We start from the raw sequence: 15,518 nt of genomic DNA, 5'->3' as shown, positions 1-15,518 counted from the left end.
GACTGGAAAGAGATGTCGCGGCCGCTGCTTAGGACATGTTGTGCACCTGCGAAAGGGGCTAGCGGCGCTGGCGCTTATGCGCTGGAAGCAGCCGCCAAAACATGAAATGTTCGATGCTGGAATTTCTGCCGGACACGCTCCGGGGCGACGACGCGGGAGACTGCCGCGGTGGAGTTGCGACAATGAAACCGGCCTCGCTGCTCCGCTCCGCGCTGCCCGCCGATATCGGCGAGTTTCCAGCCGTCGCCGCCGACGACGCCATAACGGAAAGCCGGATGCGGCGGCGGGTGGTGCTGGCATCGGTTCTGGGCAACGGACTCGAATGGTTCGATTTCGTCTCCTACGGTTATTTCGCCAGCATCATCGCGAAAGTGTTCTTCCCGGCGGACAGCAATCTTTCGCTTGTCCTGACCTACGCGACCTTTGCGGTCGGATTCGTGGTGCGGCCGATCGGCGGCATCATGCTCGGCGCCTATGCCGACCGCTACGGGCGGCGGCGGGCGCTTTCGCTGCTGATCGTGATGATGGCGTTCGGCACGCTGACGCTGGGGCTGACGCCCTCCTTCGCCACGATCGGTATCGCTGCGCCGATCATCGTCGTGTTCGGGCGCATCGTGCAGGGGATTTCGATCGGCGGTGAATTCGCCAGCGCCACCGCGCTGCTGGTGGAATACGCGCCGCCGAACCGGCGGATGACGTTCGGCAGCTTTCAGATGTCTTCCCAGGCGTTGGGGCGCGTGCTGGCAACGAGCATCGGGCTCTCGGTGTTGCTGACGTTGCCGGCCGCGACGGTGCAGGCGGGCGCATGGCGCATCCCGTTCCTGATCGGTTCGCTGATCGGGCCGTTCGGCTTCTACGTGCGATATCGCCTCGGGGAATCGCCGGAATATCGGAAGCTCCGCGAGCATGCGCCGGATGTGGCCCGCGCGCCGGTACGCGACGTGCTGCAACGCCACTGGCAGCCGTTGATCTGTGCCATCGGCCTCATCATCATCGGTACCTCGCTGACCTATATCTGGAACACCTATCTGCCGACCTATGTGGTCGAGCAACTGCACCTGCCGCTATGGCAAGGCTTGCTCGGCGTCCTCGTCACGTCCGCGCTCGGCATCGGCACCTGCATGCTGGGCGGCTGGCTTGCGGACCAATACGGTCCCTATCGGATGTTCTTCCTGTTCACCGCGATCTCCGCGTTGATCTCCTATCCGTTCTTCGCCTATGTGCTGGCCGCGCCCGGGTTCGGCCGGTTGTTCCTGGCGCAGTTCGTGGTGCTGACCGTGTTCGGCCTGCTGCAGGGCCCCGGTCCCGGGATGCTCGCGGGCCTGTTTCCGGTCGAGGTCCGCTCCACCGGCATGGCGATCGCCTACAATGTCGGCGTCACCGTATTCGGCGGATTTGCGCCGCTGACGGTGACCTGGCTGATCGCGGCGACCGGGAGCAAGCTGGTGCCGGCCTATTACATCATCGCCGCGGCCGTGCTCTCGATCGTGGTGGTCGGCGGCACGCTGACTGCCATGCGGCGCGCCGCCGATAGCCAAGCGTCAGGCGCGCTTTAATTCAGTGGTGTGGAACGGCTCCAGCGTCTCGATGTCGCTGACCGGCTGGGTCTTTTGATTCCACTTGAAATAGCGCAGCGTGATCGTCTCAGGCGTGAAGTCCATCAGCAGAAAGCCGTTCTCCTCGATTGGCTTGACGGTTTCCTGCATGTCGAGATGTTGCGGCGGCTGCGGGCCGACGCCACGGAATTCCGACGCCCAGCCGCCGGTGCTGGTGCCCATAGTGCCCGGCAGAACGGTGATCACGGGATTTCGCGAGAAGTCGAGCTGACCGCTCCGCATCATTCGTCCCTCCGCGGTGGCGTGTAAATCGCCGCTGACCACAAGCGGGATCCGTCCCGGCATTTCCGAGAGCGCCTGCATCAGCCGATCATGCTGCGAGAGCCAGCCTCGCTGCCAATACGGTTTTGGCTTGGCCTCGGAAAGCCTGCCATCGGGACCGAGCATGTCGGGGTACCATTCGCCCCACTTGCCGGCGCTCCATCCCGGCGGGTTCGATGGCACATTGACGAGATGGACGACTTCCCTGGCCGCCGCCCGGGCCTTCAACCAGGCTTCGACGTTGGGCGCGACAAAGACACCCGACGGTCCGGCCAGCGTGACGGTCCGCCTCACGTCATAGAGAAGAACCTCGGCCAGGCGGCCATAGCGCAGGGTGCCGAAACTTTCCGAAAGGCCCGACGGCCGCGACGCCGGTTGATCCGGATAGTCGGAGCCGGGAAGCCCGGGCGATCGATTGGGATCGGGAAGGAACTCGGGATACCACAGCCGCTGGGTCGCGCGGGCGGCCTGCAGCATGAAATTGTCGGGCGGAAACGTCACGATCTCGTCGGTCGCTTCGTCGTTGTCGAAATGGTCGTGGTCGTCCTGCAGGAAAAATACCGGCGTCGAACGGCAGAGCGTGCCGTAGAGCGGGCTGATCTGCTCGCCGGCCGCGCGAAGCAACGCCGTCTCGTTGGCTCCGCCGAGAATGGGCGCGCTGCGATCGAAGCGGGCATATTCCAGTGCGGCCTTGGACGCTCCGAGCCGGGGCGATGCTTTCGGCGCCAGCAGATCCCAGTAGACCTGATCGCCGTTGGCAATCAGTGCGTCCGGGACATACGAGAGTGCCCGCTGAAGCAACTTTTGCCGGACCGCTGTTGGCACGAACTCCACACCAGTGTGCGACAGCTTGAAGATATCGTGGCCGCCGGCGCAGGAATACACCAGCAATCGCAGCTTCGCCGGCATGTCGTCGGGTGCCGGCATCGTCGCGAGGGTCCATGGCTGCGAGAGCACGCGTCCATCGGAACTCACCAGCGACAGCTGATAAGGCGTTCCAGGCTTCAGATCGGCGGCGTTGAATTGCCAGAATGACCCGCGCGTATCCGAACGCTCTCCCACCACGCGCTGATCGCCGACCCGCAGAATCGGCGCCGCTTCGAGGGGCTTCTTGAACGACGCCTTGACGAGAATCCGGTCGTGACTGCTGGTCGGAAGAAGGTGAGCGAGTTCCCCATCGTCCCATGTCGGCCGCGCCGAAATTCCGCCGCCGGCCGCAGTTTGCGCGGCCACGGGCGTTGTTTCGCCCAATGGCAGGAGTCCGAGCGCCGCGGAGGCTCCCACACCCAAGAACTCACGCCGTGTTGCGGTCATTTTGCGCCTCCCTTCGATGATGCCGTGTACGGCATTCTTGCGATTGGGGCTCGCGTCGACGAGCACCATTTGGGAGCATCAAACAACCCAACGGCCTTACCGTCGAGTATTATTGTCGCGCTTGACGCGTTTGCCGCACTTGTGAACATGAGACGATGTCGAGGGATCGCCGGCGCAGAGCGCGTTCCAGGTTTTCAGAAAAACGGGCAGTTCACTCCCGCTTGAATCGGTAGTTGAACCGATCCGCATCCGCCGTCACAAACCCCGCCGTCGGCGTCGGGAAATGAATCGGCAGAATCAGCGTATCGGTTTCCGCAACGGAGGACAAAAACTTCCGGCGCGATATCGCCGATTGCTTCGCATCCCAGTCCGGTTTGGCCGACCAGTCGGGCTCCCGGCACTGGATCACATGGTGCATCATGTCCCCGGTCACCACCGCGCGCTGCCCGCGCGAAAAAATGTTGACGCAGCAATGGCACGGCGAGTGCCCCGGGGTCGGCGTCAGTGTGATGGTGTCGTCCAGCGCGTAGTCGTCGTCGACCAGCAGCGCCTGGCCGGCTTCCACGATCGGCAGGCAGTTGTCGCGGAATACCGTGCCGGGCGGATTGGCGCCTTTCGCGTGCTCCGCTTCCCAGACCGCATATTCCCCTTTGTGAAAGACGTATTTCGCATTCGGGAATGTCGGCACCCAGCGCCCGTCGCGCAGCGTGGTGTTCCAGCCGGTGTGGTCGATATGCAGATGGGTGCAGAACACATAGTCGACCTGGTCGAAGCCGATGCCGAGCGCGAACAACTCGTTCCGCCAGCGCTCCTTGCCGGGAAAATCGAATGGCGGCGGATGGCCCTTGTGCTCGCCGGTGCAGGTGTCCACCAGGATCGTATGATGCGGCGTCCGGACCACGAAGGTCTGGTAGGTGATGACGATCATCCCCAGCGCCACATCGAACACCTCCGGCTCCATGGAGGGCAGGTGACCCTTGAAGAGGGCCTCGTCATAGGCCGGGAAGAAGTCCTGCGGTCGGCGCCACGGGCCTTCGCGTTCGATCACCGCGTCGATGGTAATGTCGCCGATCCTGATCTGCTTCATGTTCGCTTCCCCGGACTTGTTGGCGTGAGCGTAACCGGCGCCTCGCGGCCGTTCAAGTGAAGGCCAACGATTCCTCGCGCGAGCCGTGCGCGCGTCACGCAGCACTCCCATGATTTCATGGCGATTGCGACGCTGCGCAAACTGGAGGAGGCTGCGCTCCAACAAAACAAGATCGATTGGGGGGCGTGTGATGAGACCGATGCATCCGGCGGCAGTCGTGACGGCCGCTTTTCTTTGTTTGGCGTCGGCGACGCAGACGCGGGCAGACCCCATTCCCCCCGGCGCAGTCGGTCAGAACGTCGAGGCCGTCGGCTACAGCAATCTCAACGACAAGCCGGGCTTCAAGATGTCGATCCAGAAGGTCGGCGAACGCTGGTATCTCTACATCGGCATGCTGTGGAACGAGGGCTGGGAGATCGTCGATGTCACCGATCCGGCTGACCCGAAAGTGGTCAAGGAAATCCAGGGGCCCGACAATACCGCGACCGATCAGATGGAGATTGCCGACGGCAAGATGATCACCGCGCTGGCCAGGATATCGCCGGGCTGGGGCGGCGATCCGAACAAGCCGTTCGACGAGGGTGTGCTGATCTGGGATCTGAAGGACCCGCTCAATCCGCAAAAGCTCGGCCAGTACAAGACCGGCTCGCTCGGCACTCACCGCAATGGCTATCAGGGCGGCAAGTATATGCATCTCTCGGCCATCATGCCGGGATACAAGGGCAACATTTACGTCATCGTCGATATCAGCGACCCCGCGCATCCCGTGGAAGCCGGAAGGTGGTGGGTGCCCGGCCAGAAAGACGGCGAAACGCCCGCCGCGCCTCCCGGCACCATGCTGCATGGCCCCGCCTTCATCGTCGGCAATACCGCGTATCTGCCCTATGGCGGCGCGGGCATGATCATTCTCGACATCGCCGACGTCGCGCACCCGAAAAAGATCGGACAGCTCTCGATGTCTCCGCCGTTCGCCTCCAGCATCGGCGTGCACACGGTGATTCCAGTGCCGGCACGAGGGCTCGCCTTCATCAACTCCGAGGCGATCCAGGAGGACTGCAAAGAAGCGTTACAGAATGCGTCGATCGTCGATATCAGCGACCCCGCCAAGCCGCGGCTGATGGCGCTGTTTCCGTTGCCGTTGCCGCCGTCGGACTGGCCGATCAAAAGCTTCTGCGAGCGCGGCGGAAGATTTGGGCCGCACAACCAGAATACGCTGCTGCACAATCCGTTCGTGCAGCCGCAGGGCGATCTGGTCTATCTCACCTACTTCAATGCCGGCTTGCGGATCTACGACACCAGTACGCCGACCGCGCCGCGTGAAGTCGGATACTTCCTGCCGCCCGATCCGACCCATCGTTATGGCGTGTTTCCGAAAGGCAAACTGGTCGCCCAGAGCGAGGACGTGCTGGTCGATACCAGGGGCTTTATCTATGTCACCCACAAAAACCAGGGGCTTTGGATCTTGAAATATACCGGCAAATAGAGACGCGGATTTTCGGTCTTGCGCCGGATGCCGGTTTCGCGATCAACTGAAGCGTGATGAATACCGTCAGCCCGCAGCAACTGAAAATCGAGGTCGATGGCGCGGACGCCGTCTCCGCGTTGTTGCTGCGGCCGTTATCGGCGCGAGCGTGCTTTGTCTTTGCCCATGGCGCCGGCGCGGGGATGACCCATGCCTTCATGGAGACGGTCGCGGCCGGGCTTTGCGACCGCGGCATCGCGACCTTGCGCTATCAGTTTCCCTATATGGAAAAAGCCAGCAGGCGCCCGGATCCGCCTGTGATCGCGCATGCCGCGGTGCGCGCCGCCGTGGCGGAAGCCGCGCGAAGCTGTCCGGGGCTACCTCTTTTCGCCGGCGGCAAATCTTTCGGCGGCCGCATGACCTCGCAAGCGCAAGCCATCACGCCATTGGCCGGCGTCCATGGTCTTGCGTTCCTGAGCTTTCCGCTGCATCCGGCGGGCAAGCCGTCTGAGGCGCGGGCAAAGCACCTTTCGGATGTCCATATTCCCTTGCTGTTCGTACAAGGCACCCGCGACAAGCTCGCGGAACTGCCGCTGCTCGAATCCGTCGTGAAACGGCTCGGCGCAGCGGCGACGCTGCACCTTGTGCGGGAGGGCGACCATTCCTTTCATGTCCTGGCGCGTTCCGGAAGGACCGACCGCGACGCCATGAGCGAGGTCATAAACACACTGTCCGACTGGATCGCCGCGACAACCGGGGAGTGCATCGGCGGCCCGGCTGGAGAAACGCCCGGTCCTGCGGCGGATTGACGATTGAAATTGCCCTGCGGCCATCTATGCTTCCCTGTTTTAAGGGTTTGCCGATGTGGTGGTTCACCAAGCGCAAGCACCAGCGCCAGGAAATTTGGGATGAAGATATTCAGTGGCCGATTGGCGACCTCGAAGCGGCCCACAGAATACGCGAGATCTGCCGTTCCGCCGCCAACAGCCCTGAAAGCGTAGGGGGCTCCGGCCGCCGCGATCACGCGAACGAGCCCGAACGCTATGAGCGCGCCACCAGGGCCGCCATGGAAATCGCCGTCAAGATTTCCGACGATCTGTTGCGCGATGCTTCGGTACGCCAGATCGTGGACCTGTGCGTGACGGCTGACAATTTGAAGACGGCGCGGATCCTGTTTCGCGCGATCCAGACGGTGTCGATCAGAGAAGAGGTGCTGAGCGACCATCCGGTGCTGCGGCGATGAACCTCGCGGGCACGGAGGCGCTGTTTGGCGCTCCCCAGCCGCAAGAGGATCATAAGGTGCTGCGTGAGGTAGGTTTTCCGAGAACAAGTGACCGCGATCGGCGTTTGGGCCGCCATTGCCAGCTTGCCGCACGGCCAATTGCTGCGTAGGCTCCGATAAAACCAGAACGGGAGCTCGACGCCCATGAAGCCCTTCCGCCTCTTACACTGTGCGTGGCTGTTGCTGGTGCTTGCGCCAATTCCGGCCTGGGCGGGCACCGCCCGCATCTACATCACCAACAGCGCCGGGGACAGCATCCATGTCATCGATCCCGCGACCAACAAGGTGGTCCAGCAGATCAGGGGTATCGAGGGCGCGCACGGAATCGCCTTCTCTCCCGACGGCGCCAGGGTCTATGTCAGCGACGAAGTCTATTCGACGCTCGATGTGTTCGACCGCAAGTCCGGCAAGCTCCTCAAGAGGGTGGGGCTGAGCGCGCATCCCAACAACATCGCGGTGGCCAGGGACGGCCGCATCGTGGTCGGTATCGCCCGCGACCCCGGTGCGCTCGATATCATCGATCCCGTCACGCTGGAGCGGACCAAAAGCGTGCCGGTCAACGGCCGGCTGCATAACGTCTATGTGACTCCTGACAGCAAATACGCCGTCACCGGTTCGATCCGAACCAGAATTGTCAGTGTCATCGATCTTGCGACCGAGCAACCGGCGTGGGAGGTCAAGCTCGACAAGGGCATTCGTCCGATGGCGATCGAGGCCGGCCCCGACGACGCGACCAAACGAATCTTCGTGCAATTGTCCGACGTCAACGGCTTCGCCGTGATTGATTTCGCCGCCCGCAAGGAAGTGGCGCGGATCCTTCTGCCCGCGGCCAGGGCCGACTTCGAGACCGATGGCGGCCGCTCCGACGCGCCCTCGCACGGCATCGGCGTGGCGCCCGACGGCAAGACGCTGTGGGTGACCAGCATCCCCAATAACGCGGTGTATGTCTATTCGCTTGCCGATCTCTCGCTTTTAGGCGAAGTCGCCCTTCCGTCGCTGAAACTGCCGGGGCACGGCGCGATTTCGGCGGTCGCCAATTGGGTGACGTTCACGCCTGACAGCAAGACGGTCTACATTTCCAACGCCGGCCTGCGCTCGGTCTCGGCGATCGACACCCAATCCAGGAAGCTGGTCGCGGTGGTCCCGGTCGGCGAGGTGCCCAAGCGCATCAACACGCTGGTGATTCCGGACCGACCGGACTCCGCCGCTACTTCTTCGGGGAAGCGAGCGTCGCTCCATTGACCCAGGCGGCCAGCGCGCGCCAGGCCGGATCGCGCTTCGATGAAAACTGCCGTCCACCGGAGTGAAACACATCGCCGCCGCCTTCGGGGGCCAGCGGATGCAGCAGCAGCCGGCTGGTATCGGGATCGCCGGGATTGACCAGGATCGAGATCATCTCGAAGTTGCGGCGTGATTGTTCCTCGGTCCAGCTCTGCGCACCCGCCGCTAGCCGCTCCAGGTGGAATGCGTTGTTGCTCTCGACATGACAGACGTAGCAGCGGGCATGGTCAGGCCGCTTGCTCAGAAAGATCGGTTCGACCCGGGTTTTGAAATAGTCGTAATCGAGTTTCGGCGTGTCTTGCACCGCAGCGATGGAGCTGGAAGCGGCAAGTGCGGCCAGAACCGCTACGGCTATCAACGCACGACCCGGCATTTCAACTCTCCCTGGCGCCTTGTTCTTCTATTGAGTCGGATGGTAGCGAAAATGCGGGCTTCGACAAGCCTGACCGGTTTGCGTCGGTTAAAACAAACAGCGGACCCGACGATTTCTAGGTTGCCCGGCGCACAAAGCTCGGATTGAGCTCCCTCACCGAGCGCGCGCCGCATTGCTGCATCGCCGCCCGCGTTTCGGTGCGCACGATCTCGAGCACCCGTTCGACGCCTTCCTGGCCGAAGGCACCCAGTCCCCACAGATAGGGCCGGCCGATTCCGACCGCCTGCGCGCCGATCGCGAGCGCCTTGACCGCGTCGGTACCGCGGCGGAATCCGCTGTCGACGATCACGGGCATTCGTCCCTTCACTGCCGCGATGATGTCCGGCAGCGCGTCGATGGTGGAGCGGCCATTGTCCTCGCCGCGGCCACCGTGGTTGGAAACCAGAATTCCATCGATCCCGTTCTGCACCGCCAACTCGGCGTCATCGGGGGTTACGATGCCCTTGAGCACGATCTTCATGCGCGTGATGTCCCGCATTCGCTTGAAAGTATCCCAGGACAAGTTGGAGGACTCACCGCCCGCGGGCATGCCGGAGAGATCGATGCCGTCGTAATTGTGCCGGCGCACCGAGCGCGCCGCGAAGCTGCCGCGATCGTGACAGGCCGAACATTCGCGCGTATCGGTGCGCATCAGCCGGAACAGGGTTTCCTGATTGCGGCCCGCGATCCGGTCGACGGTCACCACCAGAACCGGACAGCCGGCGGCGTCGGCCCGCTTGATCAGCGCCTGCGCAACCTCCCAGCGCGGCGACGCATAGAGCTGGAACCAGATCGGCGCCCCGCGCGCCTCGGTGACGTCTTCGACGGAATAGTTCGAGGATGTCGACAGGATCTGCAAATGGTTGCCGGCGCGCGCGGCCTTGGCGACGGCAACCTCGCCGTCGGGATGAAAAAACTGGTTGCCACCGGTCGGACACACGAAGATCGGCGAATCGTAGCGGGTGCCGAAAAGCTCCACGCTGGTGTCGACCTTGGACACGTCATTGAGACGATGTGGCATCAGCTGGAATTTCAGGAAGCCCTCGCGGTTGGCGCGCAGCGTGACTTCGTCGTCCAGGCCGGACGCCATGTAGCCGAAATGCGCCGGCGGCACGTTCTTGCGCGCCACCGGCTCGAAGTCGAACACGTTGATGGCGTCCTTCGGGCGGTCGATCAGTTCGCCGCCGCCTGCCGGCGCCCAGATCATCGGATCGGGCCATTTGGAGGGTGCCTCGGCGCCGTAAGCCGAAAGCGTGCCTGAGGCGAACAGCGGACTTGCCGCGAGGTGTTGCAGAAAACGGCGGCGGCTGGTGGCGCGAACGATCGGCGACGTCATTCAAATATCCCCCCTGTTGTTGTTCTTGTGGGGGACGATAGCAGCCGGCGGGGTTTCCCGGAAGCCATAGGAGCCGTACGGGTCACCCTCAATCGCGGCTCGCTCGAACCGGCGTTAGGGGAGGTCGCTGTGTCGTCCTTCGGTCACGGCTGGCACTCGCTGACGCGCTCGGCTTCCAATTCCGTTTTCACATCGTTGGTCAACATGCCCGCCATCCAGGCCTTGGTGGTGATGGTGGCTGTGTAGTGCGACGCACTGTCGAAATTGAAATTGCCGGAGACATCCATACCCATTTGCCCCTTGCACTGCAGGTGCCATTTCAGCGTTCGGCCGGTCGCTTCGTATTCCGTGCGTTCACAGGTCGAATTAACGGTGTTGGTCGCGGGGCCAAAGGTCTTGGCGACGTCGCCGGCCTGTTCAGGGCTGAGGCAACGCGCCTTCACCTGCGGTGGCATGGTCGCGCCGTTCACGACATTTTTCGAGGTTATTTTCCACTGTCCCGGCTCAATCAGATTCTCGGCTGCGGCCAGGGCCGCCGGCCCGGAAAGCGCGCAGAACAAGACCACCACAAATTTATTCATCGGCCTGTTTCTCCAGTTCGTTAGGACACCAAGCGGGAAGTCGCGGACATTTCGCTGGTATCACGGGGCGCAGGTGTCGTCTCCCATCGGGTCGTTCAGGCGCGCCAGCAGACCTTCATTATTCCACGAAATCGGCGCTCCCTTTGCTGCAATCTCGTATCTTCCAACCGGAAGCTCTGGACAAGACGTCCACATCAGGCTCAAATTTGGCGGACCAAACCAGAGCGCCCACGGCAATGACGGGCGCCTGAAAAATAGTATCGGGGAGGAATACATGGCGATTTCGCGTCGTAAGGTTTTGCTGGGCAGCGCCGGAGCATTGGGCGCCGCGGCCCTGCCGTTTCCAAAGCCCGCCATCGCCCAGTCGGAGCCGATCAAGATCGGCTGGCTCGCCGCAATGACCGGTCCGAGTTCCGCACCCACCATCGGCTTCAATCGCGGCGTGATCTTTGCGGTCGACGCCATCAACGCCGCCGGGGGTGTCAAGGGCCGCAAGATCGAGGTCATCACCCGCGATACCCAGGGCGATCCGACCAAGGCGGTCAACGCGACGCAGGAATTGATCAGCCAGGCCAAGGTTCACGCGCTGTGGGGGCCGGTCAATTCGGGCGAGGCGCTCGCTACCACGCCGATCATGGCGCGCGCCAAGATGCCGAACATTCATCCCTGCGTCGTCGAAAGCCTGATCGACCCCGCCAAATTTCCCAATGCCTTTCGCATGGCGCCCTCGAACAGCCAGTGGGACGATGCCGTCCGCAGCTATTGCCTCAATATCCTCAAGGTGAAGAAGATCGCCGTGATCGGCGATACCACGGGCTACGGCGTGACCGCGCTGGGCGCGTCGGTGGCGGCGTTCAAGAAGGACGGCGCCGACGTGGTCTATCAGGCCAACATCGATGCGACCCAGCCCGACATGACGCCGGACATGCTGCGCGCCAAAAATGCCGGCGCCGAGGTGATCGTGGTGTGGAGCGTCACGACAGGCATGGAAGCGCGGATGTTCAACACCCGCGCCGCCATGAACTGGGATGTGGCCTTTGTCGGTCATCCCTCGCTGGCGTCAGGCGAAATCGCCGGGCTGGTCGAGAAGCCCGCCAACTGGAAAAAAGTCTACGCCGTCGGCTACAAGAGCGTCAGCTACGATGGCGCGGGCAAGCTGCCTCCGAAGACCAAGGACCTGGTCGACCGCCTCACCAAGGCCAACGTCGCGCTCAACGATACCCTGTTGTGGTGGATCGCCGGCGGCATCGACGCCATCGAGTTGTTCGCCAAGGGTGTCGAAACCAGCGGATCGACCGACGGCCCCGGCATTATCGCCTATTTGAATTCGCTGTCGAAATATCCCGGCTATTTCGGGGACTACACGTTCACGCCGACCCAGCACAATGGTTATCCGACCGACGAGATCGTGATGTCGGAGGCCTCGACCGCCAAGAACGGCACCTTCGCGCTGGCCCCCGGTTACAGCTGACCGCGGCAGAGGGCAGGGCAGATGCTCGCCTCTATTCTCGCATCGGGATTGGCGGCGGGCGCGATCTACGCACTCGTCGGCGTCACCTACAACACGATGTTCTCGACCTCGCGGGTGATGAGCTTCACCTCCGGCCAGCTTGCCATGCTCGGCGGCGTGTTCGGCTCGATGTTCATACTGAAGCTGGGCATGCCGATATGGGCCGGTTTGCTGCTGACGTTGTTCGGCTGCGCTGTGATCGGGGTCATCACCGAATTCGTCGCGGTGCGGCCGGTGCTGAAAAACCTCGACCAACACCTCTATGTGCTGTCCACGCTGGCGCTAGCGCTGATGATCCAACAGGTGGCGGCGATCAAATGGGGCACCGAGCCGCAGCCGTTTCCCAGGCTGATCGGGTGGGGCAGCGGGGTCCTCGATGAAAAATTCTGGCTGCCGGTCGCCGCCTGCGCGGTCACCATCACCGGCCTCGAATATCTCTATCGCCGCACGCTGGTCGGCCGCGCGTTCCTGGCGATCGCGGAGGACAATTTCGCCGCCCGCGCGCTGGGCCTGCCCGAGCGCAATCTGCGCATCGCCAGTTACGCGCTCGCCGGGGTGATCGGCGGGGTTGCCGGATTTTCCGGCGGCGAGTTGCTGCTGGCGTTCTTCGCCAATGGTGCGCTGCTGAATTTCTACGGCTTCGTGCCGGTGGCGCTCGGCGGGCTCGGCAACAACCGCGGCGCCATCATCGGCGGGCTGGCGCTCGGCCTGTTCCAGCAGGCGGCTAACTTCCTGGTCGGCGGCATCTTCTCGTCGGTGGCCGTGTTCACGCTGTTCATCGTGGTCCTGCTGGCGGCGCCGCAAGGCCTGTTCGGCTCGGCCACGGCGCGGAGGGTGTGATGACCTCGGTCACCGCAACCCCGGCACGCAGCGAACCCCGCGCCTATCGCGCGGTGCTGCCGCAACTGGCGCCGTTTCTCGGGATCCTCGCGGTCGCGATGGTGCTGCCGTTCGTCAGCAACGACTACTGGGCGCTGATCGGGACACGGGCGGCGATCTACTGGGTGCTGGTCTCCGGACTCAATTTGATCGTCGGTTTCGCCGGACATCTGGCGATCGGCTATGTCGCGCTGCTGACGCTCGGCGCCTACACCACCAGCGTGCTGGTGGCCGGCAATGTGATGCCGGCGCTGCCGGTATTCGCGGCATTGCCGATCGCGGGCTGTGTGGGCGCGGTGTTCGGCGTCATCGTCGGCCTGCCGGCGTTGCGATTGCGCACGTTCTATTTCGCGATGTCGACGCTTGGCTTCGCCACCATTGTCACCCAGATCGCGCTGGCCTGGCAGAGCGTCACCGGCGGCGGCATCGGCATATCCGGCCCGGAATTTCCAGCGCCGTTCAATACCGCATGGGGCTATTACTATCTCTGTATCGGCTTCGCCGCCTTCTGCACCTGGATGAGCGCCAATGTCGCCCATAGCCGGTTCGGCCGCGCCCTGATCGCGGTCCGCGACGCCGAAGTCGCGGCCGAAGCCACCGGCATTTCCAAGCCACGCATGCTGATTGCGATCTTCCTGCTGGCCGGCGCGCTGGCGGCGATCGCCGGCGGCCTGTTCGCGAGCCTGCAGACCTACATCACGCCGGACGCTTTTACCTTCGATCTGTCGATCCTGTTCTTCATCGCGATCCTGATCGGCGGACGCGGCTCGATCCTGGGCCCGATGCTCGGCACCATCATATTGACCATCCTGCCGGAGATCGCCGCACCGCTGGCGGCGTGGTCGACGTTCCTTTACGCCGTGCTGCTCTTGGTGATCGTGCTGGTGATGCCCGGCGGCATCGCAGCACTGCTGGACTTTCGCAACCGCCGTCCGCTCGCGAGCAACCGCGCCATCGTACCGCGTCCCTCCGCGCTCGGCGATGTCGTCCGCAAGCGCGCGGGTGACCGGACGTTGAGCCTGCGCAGGATTGCGCTGAATTTCGGCAATGTGCGCGCCATCGACGGGCTCGATCTCGACGTCCGGCCGGGCCAGGTTCATGGCCTGATCGGCCCCAACGGCAGCGGCAAGACCACGACCCTGAACGTGATTTCCGGTTACTACGCCGCCAAGGCCGGCACTATGACGTTGGGCGACGACGCGCTACCGCCGGGCCGGCCGGCGCTGCGCGCGGCAAGCGGCATCGCCCGCACCTTCCAGACCCCGCGCGTGATCGGCGAGGCCTCGGTGCTGCAGAACGTCATGATCGGCGGTACCATCGAGGGCCAGGCAACCTTCGTCGAAGCGCTGCTGGCGCTGCCGCGCAACCGGCGCGACGAGCGCAGGCTCGCCGCCAAGGCCCGCGCGCTGCTCGACGTCGTCGGACTGGAAACGCTGGCCGAGGTCCGTGCCGACCGGCTGCAACACAGCGAGTTGCGTTTCATCGAGATCGCGCGGGCGCTGATGCTGGAGCCGGATTTCCTGTTGCTCGACGAGCCTGCCGCCGGTCTCTCCAGCGACGAGATCGAACGCCTCGGGATTCTCATCAAGGCGATCAGCCGGCGCGGCACCGGCGTATTGCTGGTGGAGCATCATGCCGACCTGATTTTCGACATCTGCGACCAAGTCACCGTGCTCAATCTCGGCCGTATCCTGGCTGCGGGAACGCCGGCCGAGATTCGCGTCCACAAGGAGGTGGTCAGTGCTTACCTCGGCGGCTGAACTTCTGCTCACGGTCGAAGCGCTGCAGTCCGGCTACGACAAGATCCGCGTGCTGCACGGCATCGATTTCACGGTAGCGCCGGGCGAGGTGGTGGCGCTGCTCGGCCCCAACGGCGCCGGCAAGACTACCATGCTGCGCGCGCTGTCGGGATTGCTGCCGGTCAATGCCGGGCATGTGCGCTTCGCCGGCCGCGACATGACTAACGCCACGCCGCGCGAGGCGGCGCGCGCCGGACTCGTGCACGTCATCGAAGGCCATCGCGTGTTCACGCAGATTTCCGTCACCGACAACCTGTTGCTGGCGGCCTACGACCTGCCACGCGGCGAGCGCGCGGCCCGCGTCGAGGAGGCGCTGGCGTTCTTTCCGGAGATCGCCGAGAAGCGCCACGAGCGCGGCGGCGCGCTCTCCGGCGGCCAGCAACAAATGCTGACGGTGGCGCAGGGACTGGTGCGCCGGCCGCGGCTGTTGATGCTCGACGAACCCTCAGCGGGCCTGTCGCCGGTACTGGTCGATCGCGTGCTCAACGTCATCGCCCAGCTCCGCAGCAAGGGCACGGCCGTGCTGCTGGTCGAGCAATTGCTGGAAAAGGCGCTGGCCGCCGCCGACCGCGTCTACGCGCTGGTGCAGGGCCACATCGTGATGGAAGCGCCGACCAGCGAGGCCAACCTGCCGCAGCGGCTCGAACGCGCCTATTTTGGACATGACAGCCACGCGCCGGTCGTTGGGTGAGAGCTTG

The 15,518-nt window shown here is 63.8% G+C and carries 14 protein-coding genes; 9 read left to right on the top strand and 5 right to left on the bottom strand.

The window, feature by feature from the left end; genetic code table 11:
• Window positions 1-182 precede the first annotated feature (182 nt).
• Window positions 183-1,556: an MFS transporter gene (locus tag B5527_RS31725; protein WP_079607661.1), complete on the top strand. Its 1,374-nt coding sequence runs from the start codon at window positions 183-185 to the stop codon at window positions 1,554-1,556.
• Here B5527_RS31725 and B5527_RS31720 read toward each other — a convergent pair.
• Both B5527_RS31720 and B5527_RS31715 read right to left on the bottom strand, forming a co-directional pair.
• Window positions 1,542-3,191 carry a hypothetical protein gene (locus tag B5527_RS31720; protein WP_154072630.1) on the bottom strand — a complete coding sequence of 550 codons (1,650 nt, stop codon included), beginning with the start codon at window positions 3,189-3,191 and terminating at the stop codon, window positions 1,542-1,544. The genes B5527_RS31725 and B5527_RS31720 overlap by 15 nt on opposite strands.
• Before the next feature lie 211 nt (window positions 3,192-3,402).
• The gene (locus B5527_RS31715; protein ID WP_079607660.1) at window positions 3,403-4,278 is read right to left on the bottom strand and encodes an MBL fold metallo-hydrolase; all 876 of its coding nucleotides are present in this window, start codon (window positions 4,276-4,278) and stop codon (window positions 3,403-3,405) included.
• A gap of 190 nt (window positions 4,279-4,468) precedes the next feature.
• Between B5527_RS31715 and B5527_RS31710 the strand changes: the two genes are divergently transcribed.
• The 4 genes from B5527_RS31710 to B5527_RS31695 all read left to right on the top strand — a co-directional run bounded on the left by B5527_RS31710 (window position 4,469) and on the right by B5527_RS31695 (window position 8,264).
• Complete coding sequence (locus tag B5527_RS31710) at window positions 4,469-5,761, top strand: LVIVD repeat-containing protein (RefSeq protein ID WP_079605013.1); 1,293 nt, start codon at window positions 4,469-4,471, stop codon at window positions 5,759-5,761.
• 56 nt (window positions 5,762-5,817) lie between these two features.
• A complete protein-coding gene (locus B5527_RS31705; RefSeq protein ID WP_079605012.1) occupies window positions 5,818-6,549 on the top strand; it encodes an alpha/beta family hydrolase in 732 nt (243 codons plus the stop codon).
• A 53-nt stretch (window positions 6,550-6,602) separates the two neighbouring features.
• Window positions 6,603-6,983, top strand: a complete 381-nt coding sequence (locus B5527_RS31700) for a hypothetical protein (protein WP_079605011.1) — start codon at window positions 6,603-6,605, stop codon at window positions 6,981-6,983.
• A gap of 183 nt (window positions 6,984-7,166) precedes the next feature.
• Complete coding sequence (locus B5527_RS31695) at window positions 7,167-8,264, top strand: cytochrome D1 domain-containing protein (protein WP_079605010.1); 1,098 nt, start codon at window positions 7,167-7,169, stop codon at window positions 8,262-8,264.
• Here the strand turns inward: B5527_RS31695 and B5527_RS31690 are convergent.
• The 3 genes from B5527_RS31690 to B5527_RS31680 all read right to left on the bottom strand — a co-directional run bounded on the left by B5527_RS31690 (window position 8,230) and on the right by B5527_RS31680 (window position 10,632).
• The gene (locus B5527_RS31690) at window positions 8,230-8,676 is read right to left on the bottom strand and encodes a hypothetical protein (RefSeq protein ID WP_154072628.1); all 447 of its coding nucleotides are present in this window, start codon (window positions 8,674-8,676) and stop codon (window positions 8,230-8,232) included. The two genes, B5527_RS31695 and B5527_RS31690, sit on opposite strands and share 35 nt — an antisense overlap.
• 115 nt (window positions 8,677-8,791) lie before the next feature.
• Window positions 8,792-10,051 (bottom strand): alpha-hydroxy acid oxidase, encoded by a 1,260-nt coding sequence (locus B5527_RS31685; RefSeq protein ID WP_079605008.1) that lies wholly within the window; start codon window positions 10,049-10,051, stop codon window positions 8,792-8,794.
• Window positions 10,052-10,194: 143 nt separating this feature from the next.
• Window positions 10,195-10,632 carry a DUF3617 domain-containing protein gene (locus B5527_RS31680; protein ID WP_079605007.1) on the bottom strand — a complete coding sequence of 146 codons (438 nt, stop codon included), beginning with the start codon at window positions 10,630-10,632 and terminating at the stop codon, window positions 10,195-10,197.
• A gap of 274 nt (window positions 10,633-10,906) precedes the next feature.
• Between B5527_RS31680 and B5527_RS31675 the strand changes: the two genes are divergently transcribed.
• From B5527_RS31675 to B5527_RS31660, 4 genes are read left to right on the top strand one after another with little or no spacing between them, the layout of a single operon-like run.
• Window positions 10,907-12,103: an ABC transporter substrate-binding protein gene (locus B5527_RS31675; protein WP_245332347.1), complete on the top strand. Its 1,197-nt coding sequence runs from the start codon at window positions 10,907-10,909 to the stop codon at window positions 12,101-12,103.
• 21 nt (window positions 12,104-12,124) lie between these two features.
• The gene (locus tag B5527_RS31670) at window positions 12,125-12,982 is read left to right on the top strand and encodes a branched-chain amino acid ABC transporter permease (protein WP_079605006.1); all 858 of its coding nucleotides are present in this window, start codon (window positions 12,125-12,127) and stop codon (window positions 12,980-12,982) included.
• The gene (locus B5527_RS31665) at window positions 12,982-14,781 is read left to right on the top strand and encodes an ABC transporter permease subunit (protein ID WP_079605005.1); all 1,800 of its coding nucleotides are present in this window, start codon (window positions 12,982-12,984) and stop codon (window positions 14,779-14,781) included. Before B5527_RS31670 ends, B5527_RS31665 begins: the two co-directional genes overlap by 1 nt.
• A complete protein-coding gene (locus B5527_RS31660; protein WP_154072627.1) occupies window positions 14,762-15,511 on the top strand; it encodes an ABC transporter ATP-binding protein in 750 nt (249 codons plus the stop codon). The genes B5527_RS31665 and B5527_RS31660 overlap by 20 nt, the downstream gene beginning before the upstream one ends.
• Window positions 15,512-15,518 lie beyond the last annotated feature (7 nt).

This window comes from Bradyrhizobium erythrophlei (assembly GCF_900129425.1).
Classification (GTDB): domain Bacteria; phylum Pseudomonadota; class Alphaproteobacteria; order Rhizobiales; family Xanthobacteraceae; genus Bradyrhizobium; species Bradyrhizobium erythrophlei_C.
This window is presented reverse-complemented; position numbering and strand designations above follow the sequence as displayed.

Coding starts and splice junctions, on each gene's coding strand:
- B5527_RS31725 (WP_079607661.1), top strand. CDS start 183: ATGAAACCGGCCTCGCTGCTCCGCTCCGCGCTGCCCGCCGATATCGGC.
- B5527_RS31720 (WP_154072630.1), bottom strand. CDS start 3,191: ATGACCGCAACACGGCGTGAGTTCTTGGGTGTGGGAGCCTCCGCGGCG.
- B5527_RS31715 (WP_079607660.1), bottom strand. CDS start 4,278: ATGAAGCAGATCAGGATCGGCGACATTACCATCGACGCGGTGATCGAA.
- B5527_RS31710 (WP_079605013.1), top strand. CDS start 4,469: ATGAGACCGATGCATCCGGCGGCAGTCGTGACGGCCGCTTTTCTTTGT.
- B5527_RS31705 (WP_079605012.1), top strand. CDS start 5,818: ATGAATACCGTCAGCCCGCAGCAACTGAAAATCGAGGTCGATGGCGCG.
- B5527_RS31700 (WP_079605011.1), top strand. CDS start 6,603: ATGTGGTGGTTCACCAAGCGCAAGCACCAGCGCCAGGAAATTTGGGAT.
- B5527_RS31695 (WP_079605010.1), top strand. CDS start 7,167: ATGAAGCCCTTCCGCCTCTTACACTGTGCGTGGCTGTTGCTGGTGCTT.
- B5527_RS31690 (WP_154072628.1), bottom strand. CDS start 8,676: ATGCCGGGTCGTGCGTTGATAGCCGTAGCGGTTCTGGCCGCACTTGCC.
- B5527_RS31685 (WP_079605008.1), bottom strand. CDS start 10,051: ATGACGTCGCCGATCGTTCGCGCCACCAGCCGCCGCCGTTTTCTGCAA.
- B5527_RS31680 (WP_079605007.1), bottom strand. CDS start 10,632: ATGAATAAATTTGTGGTGGTCTTGTTCTGCGCGCTTTCCGGGCCGGCG.
- B5527_RS31675 (WP_245332347.1), top strand. CDS start 10,907: ATGGCGATTTCGCGTCGTAAGGTTTTGCTGGGCAGCGCCGGAGCATTG.
- B5527_RS31670 (WP_079605006.1), top strand. CDS start 12,125: ATGCTCGCCTCTATTCTCGCATCGGGATTGGCGGCGGGCGCGATCTAC.
- B5527_RS31665 (WP_079605005.1), top strand. CDS start 12,982: ATGACCTCGGTCACCGCAACCCCGGCACGCAGCGAACCCCGCGCCTAT.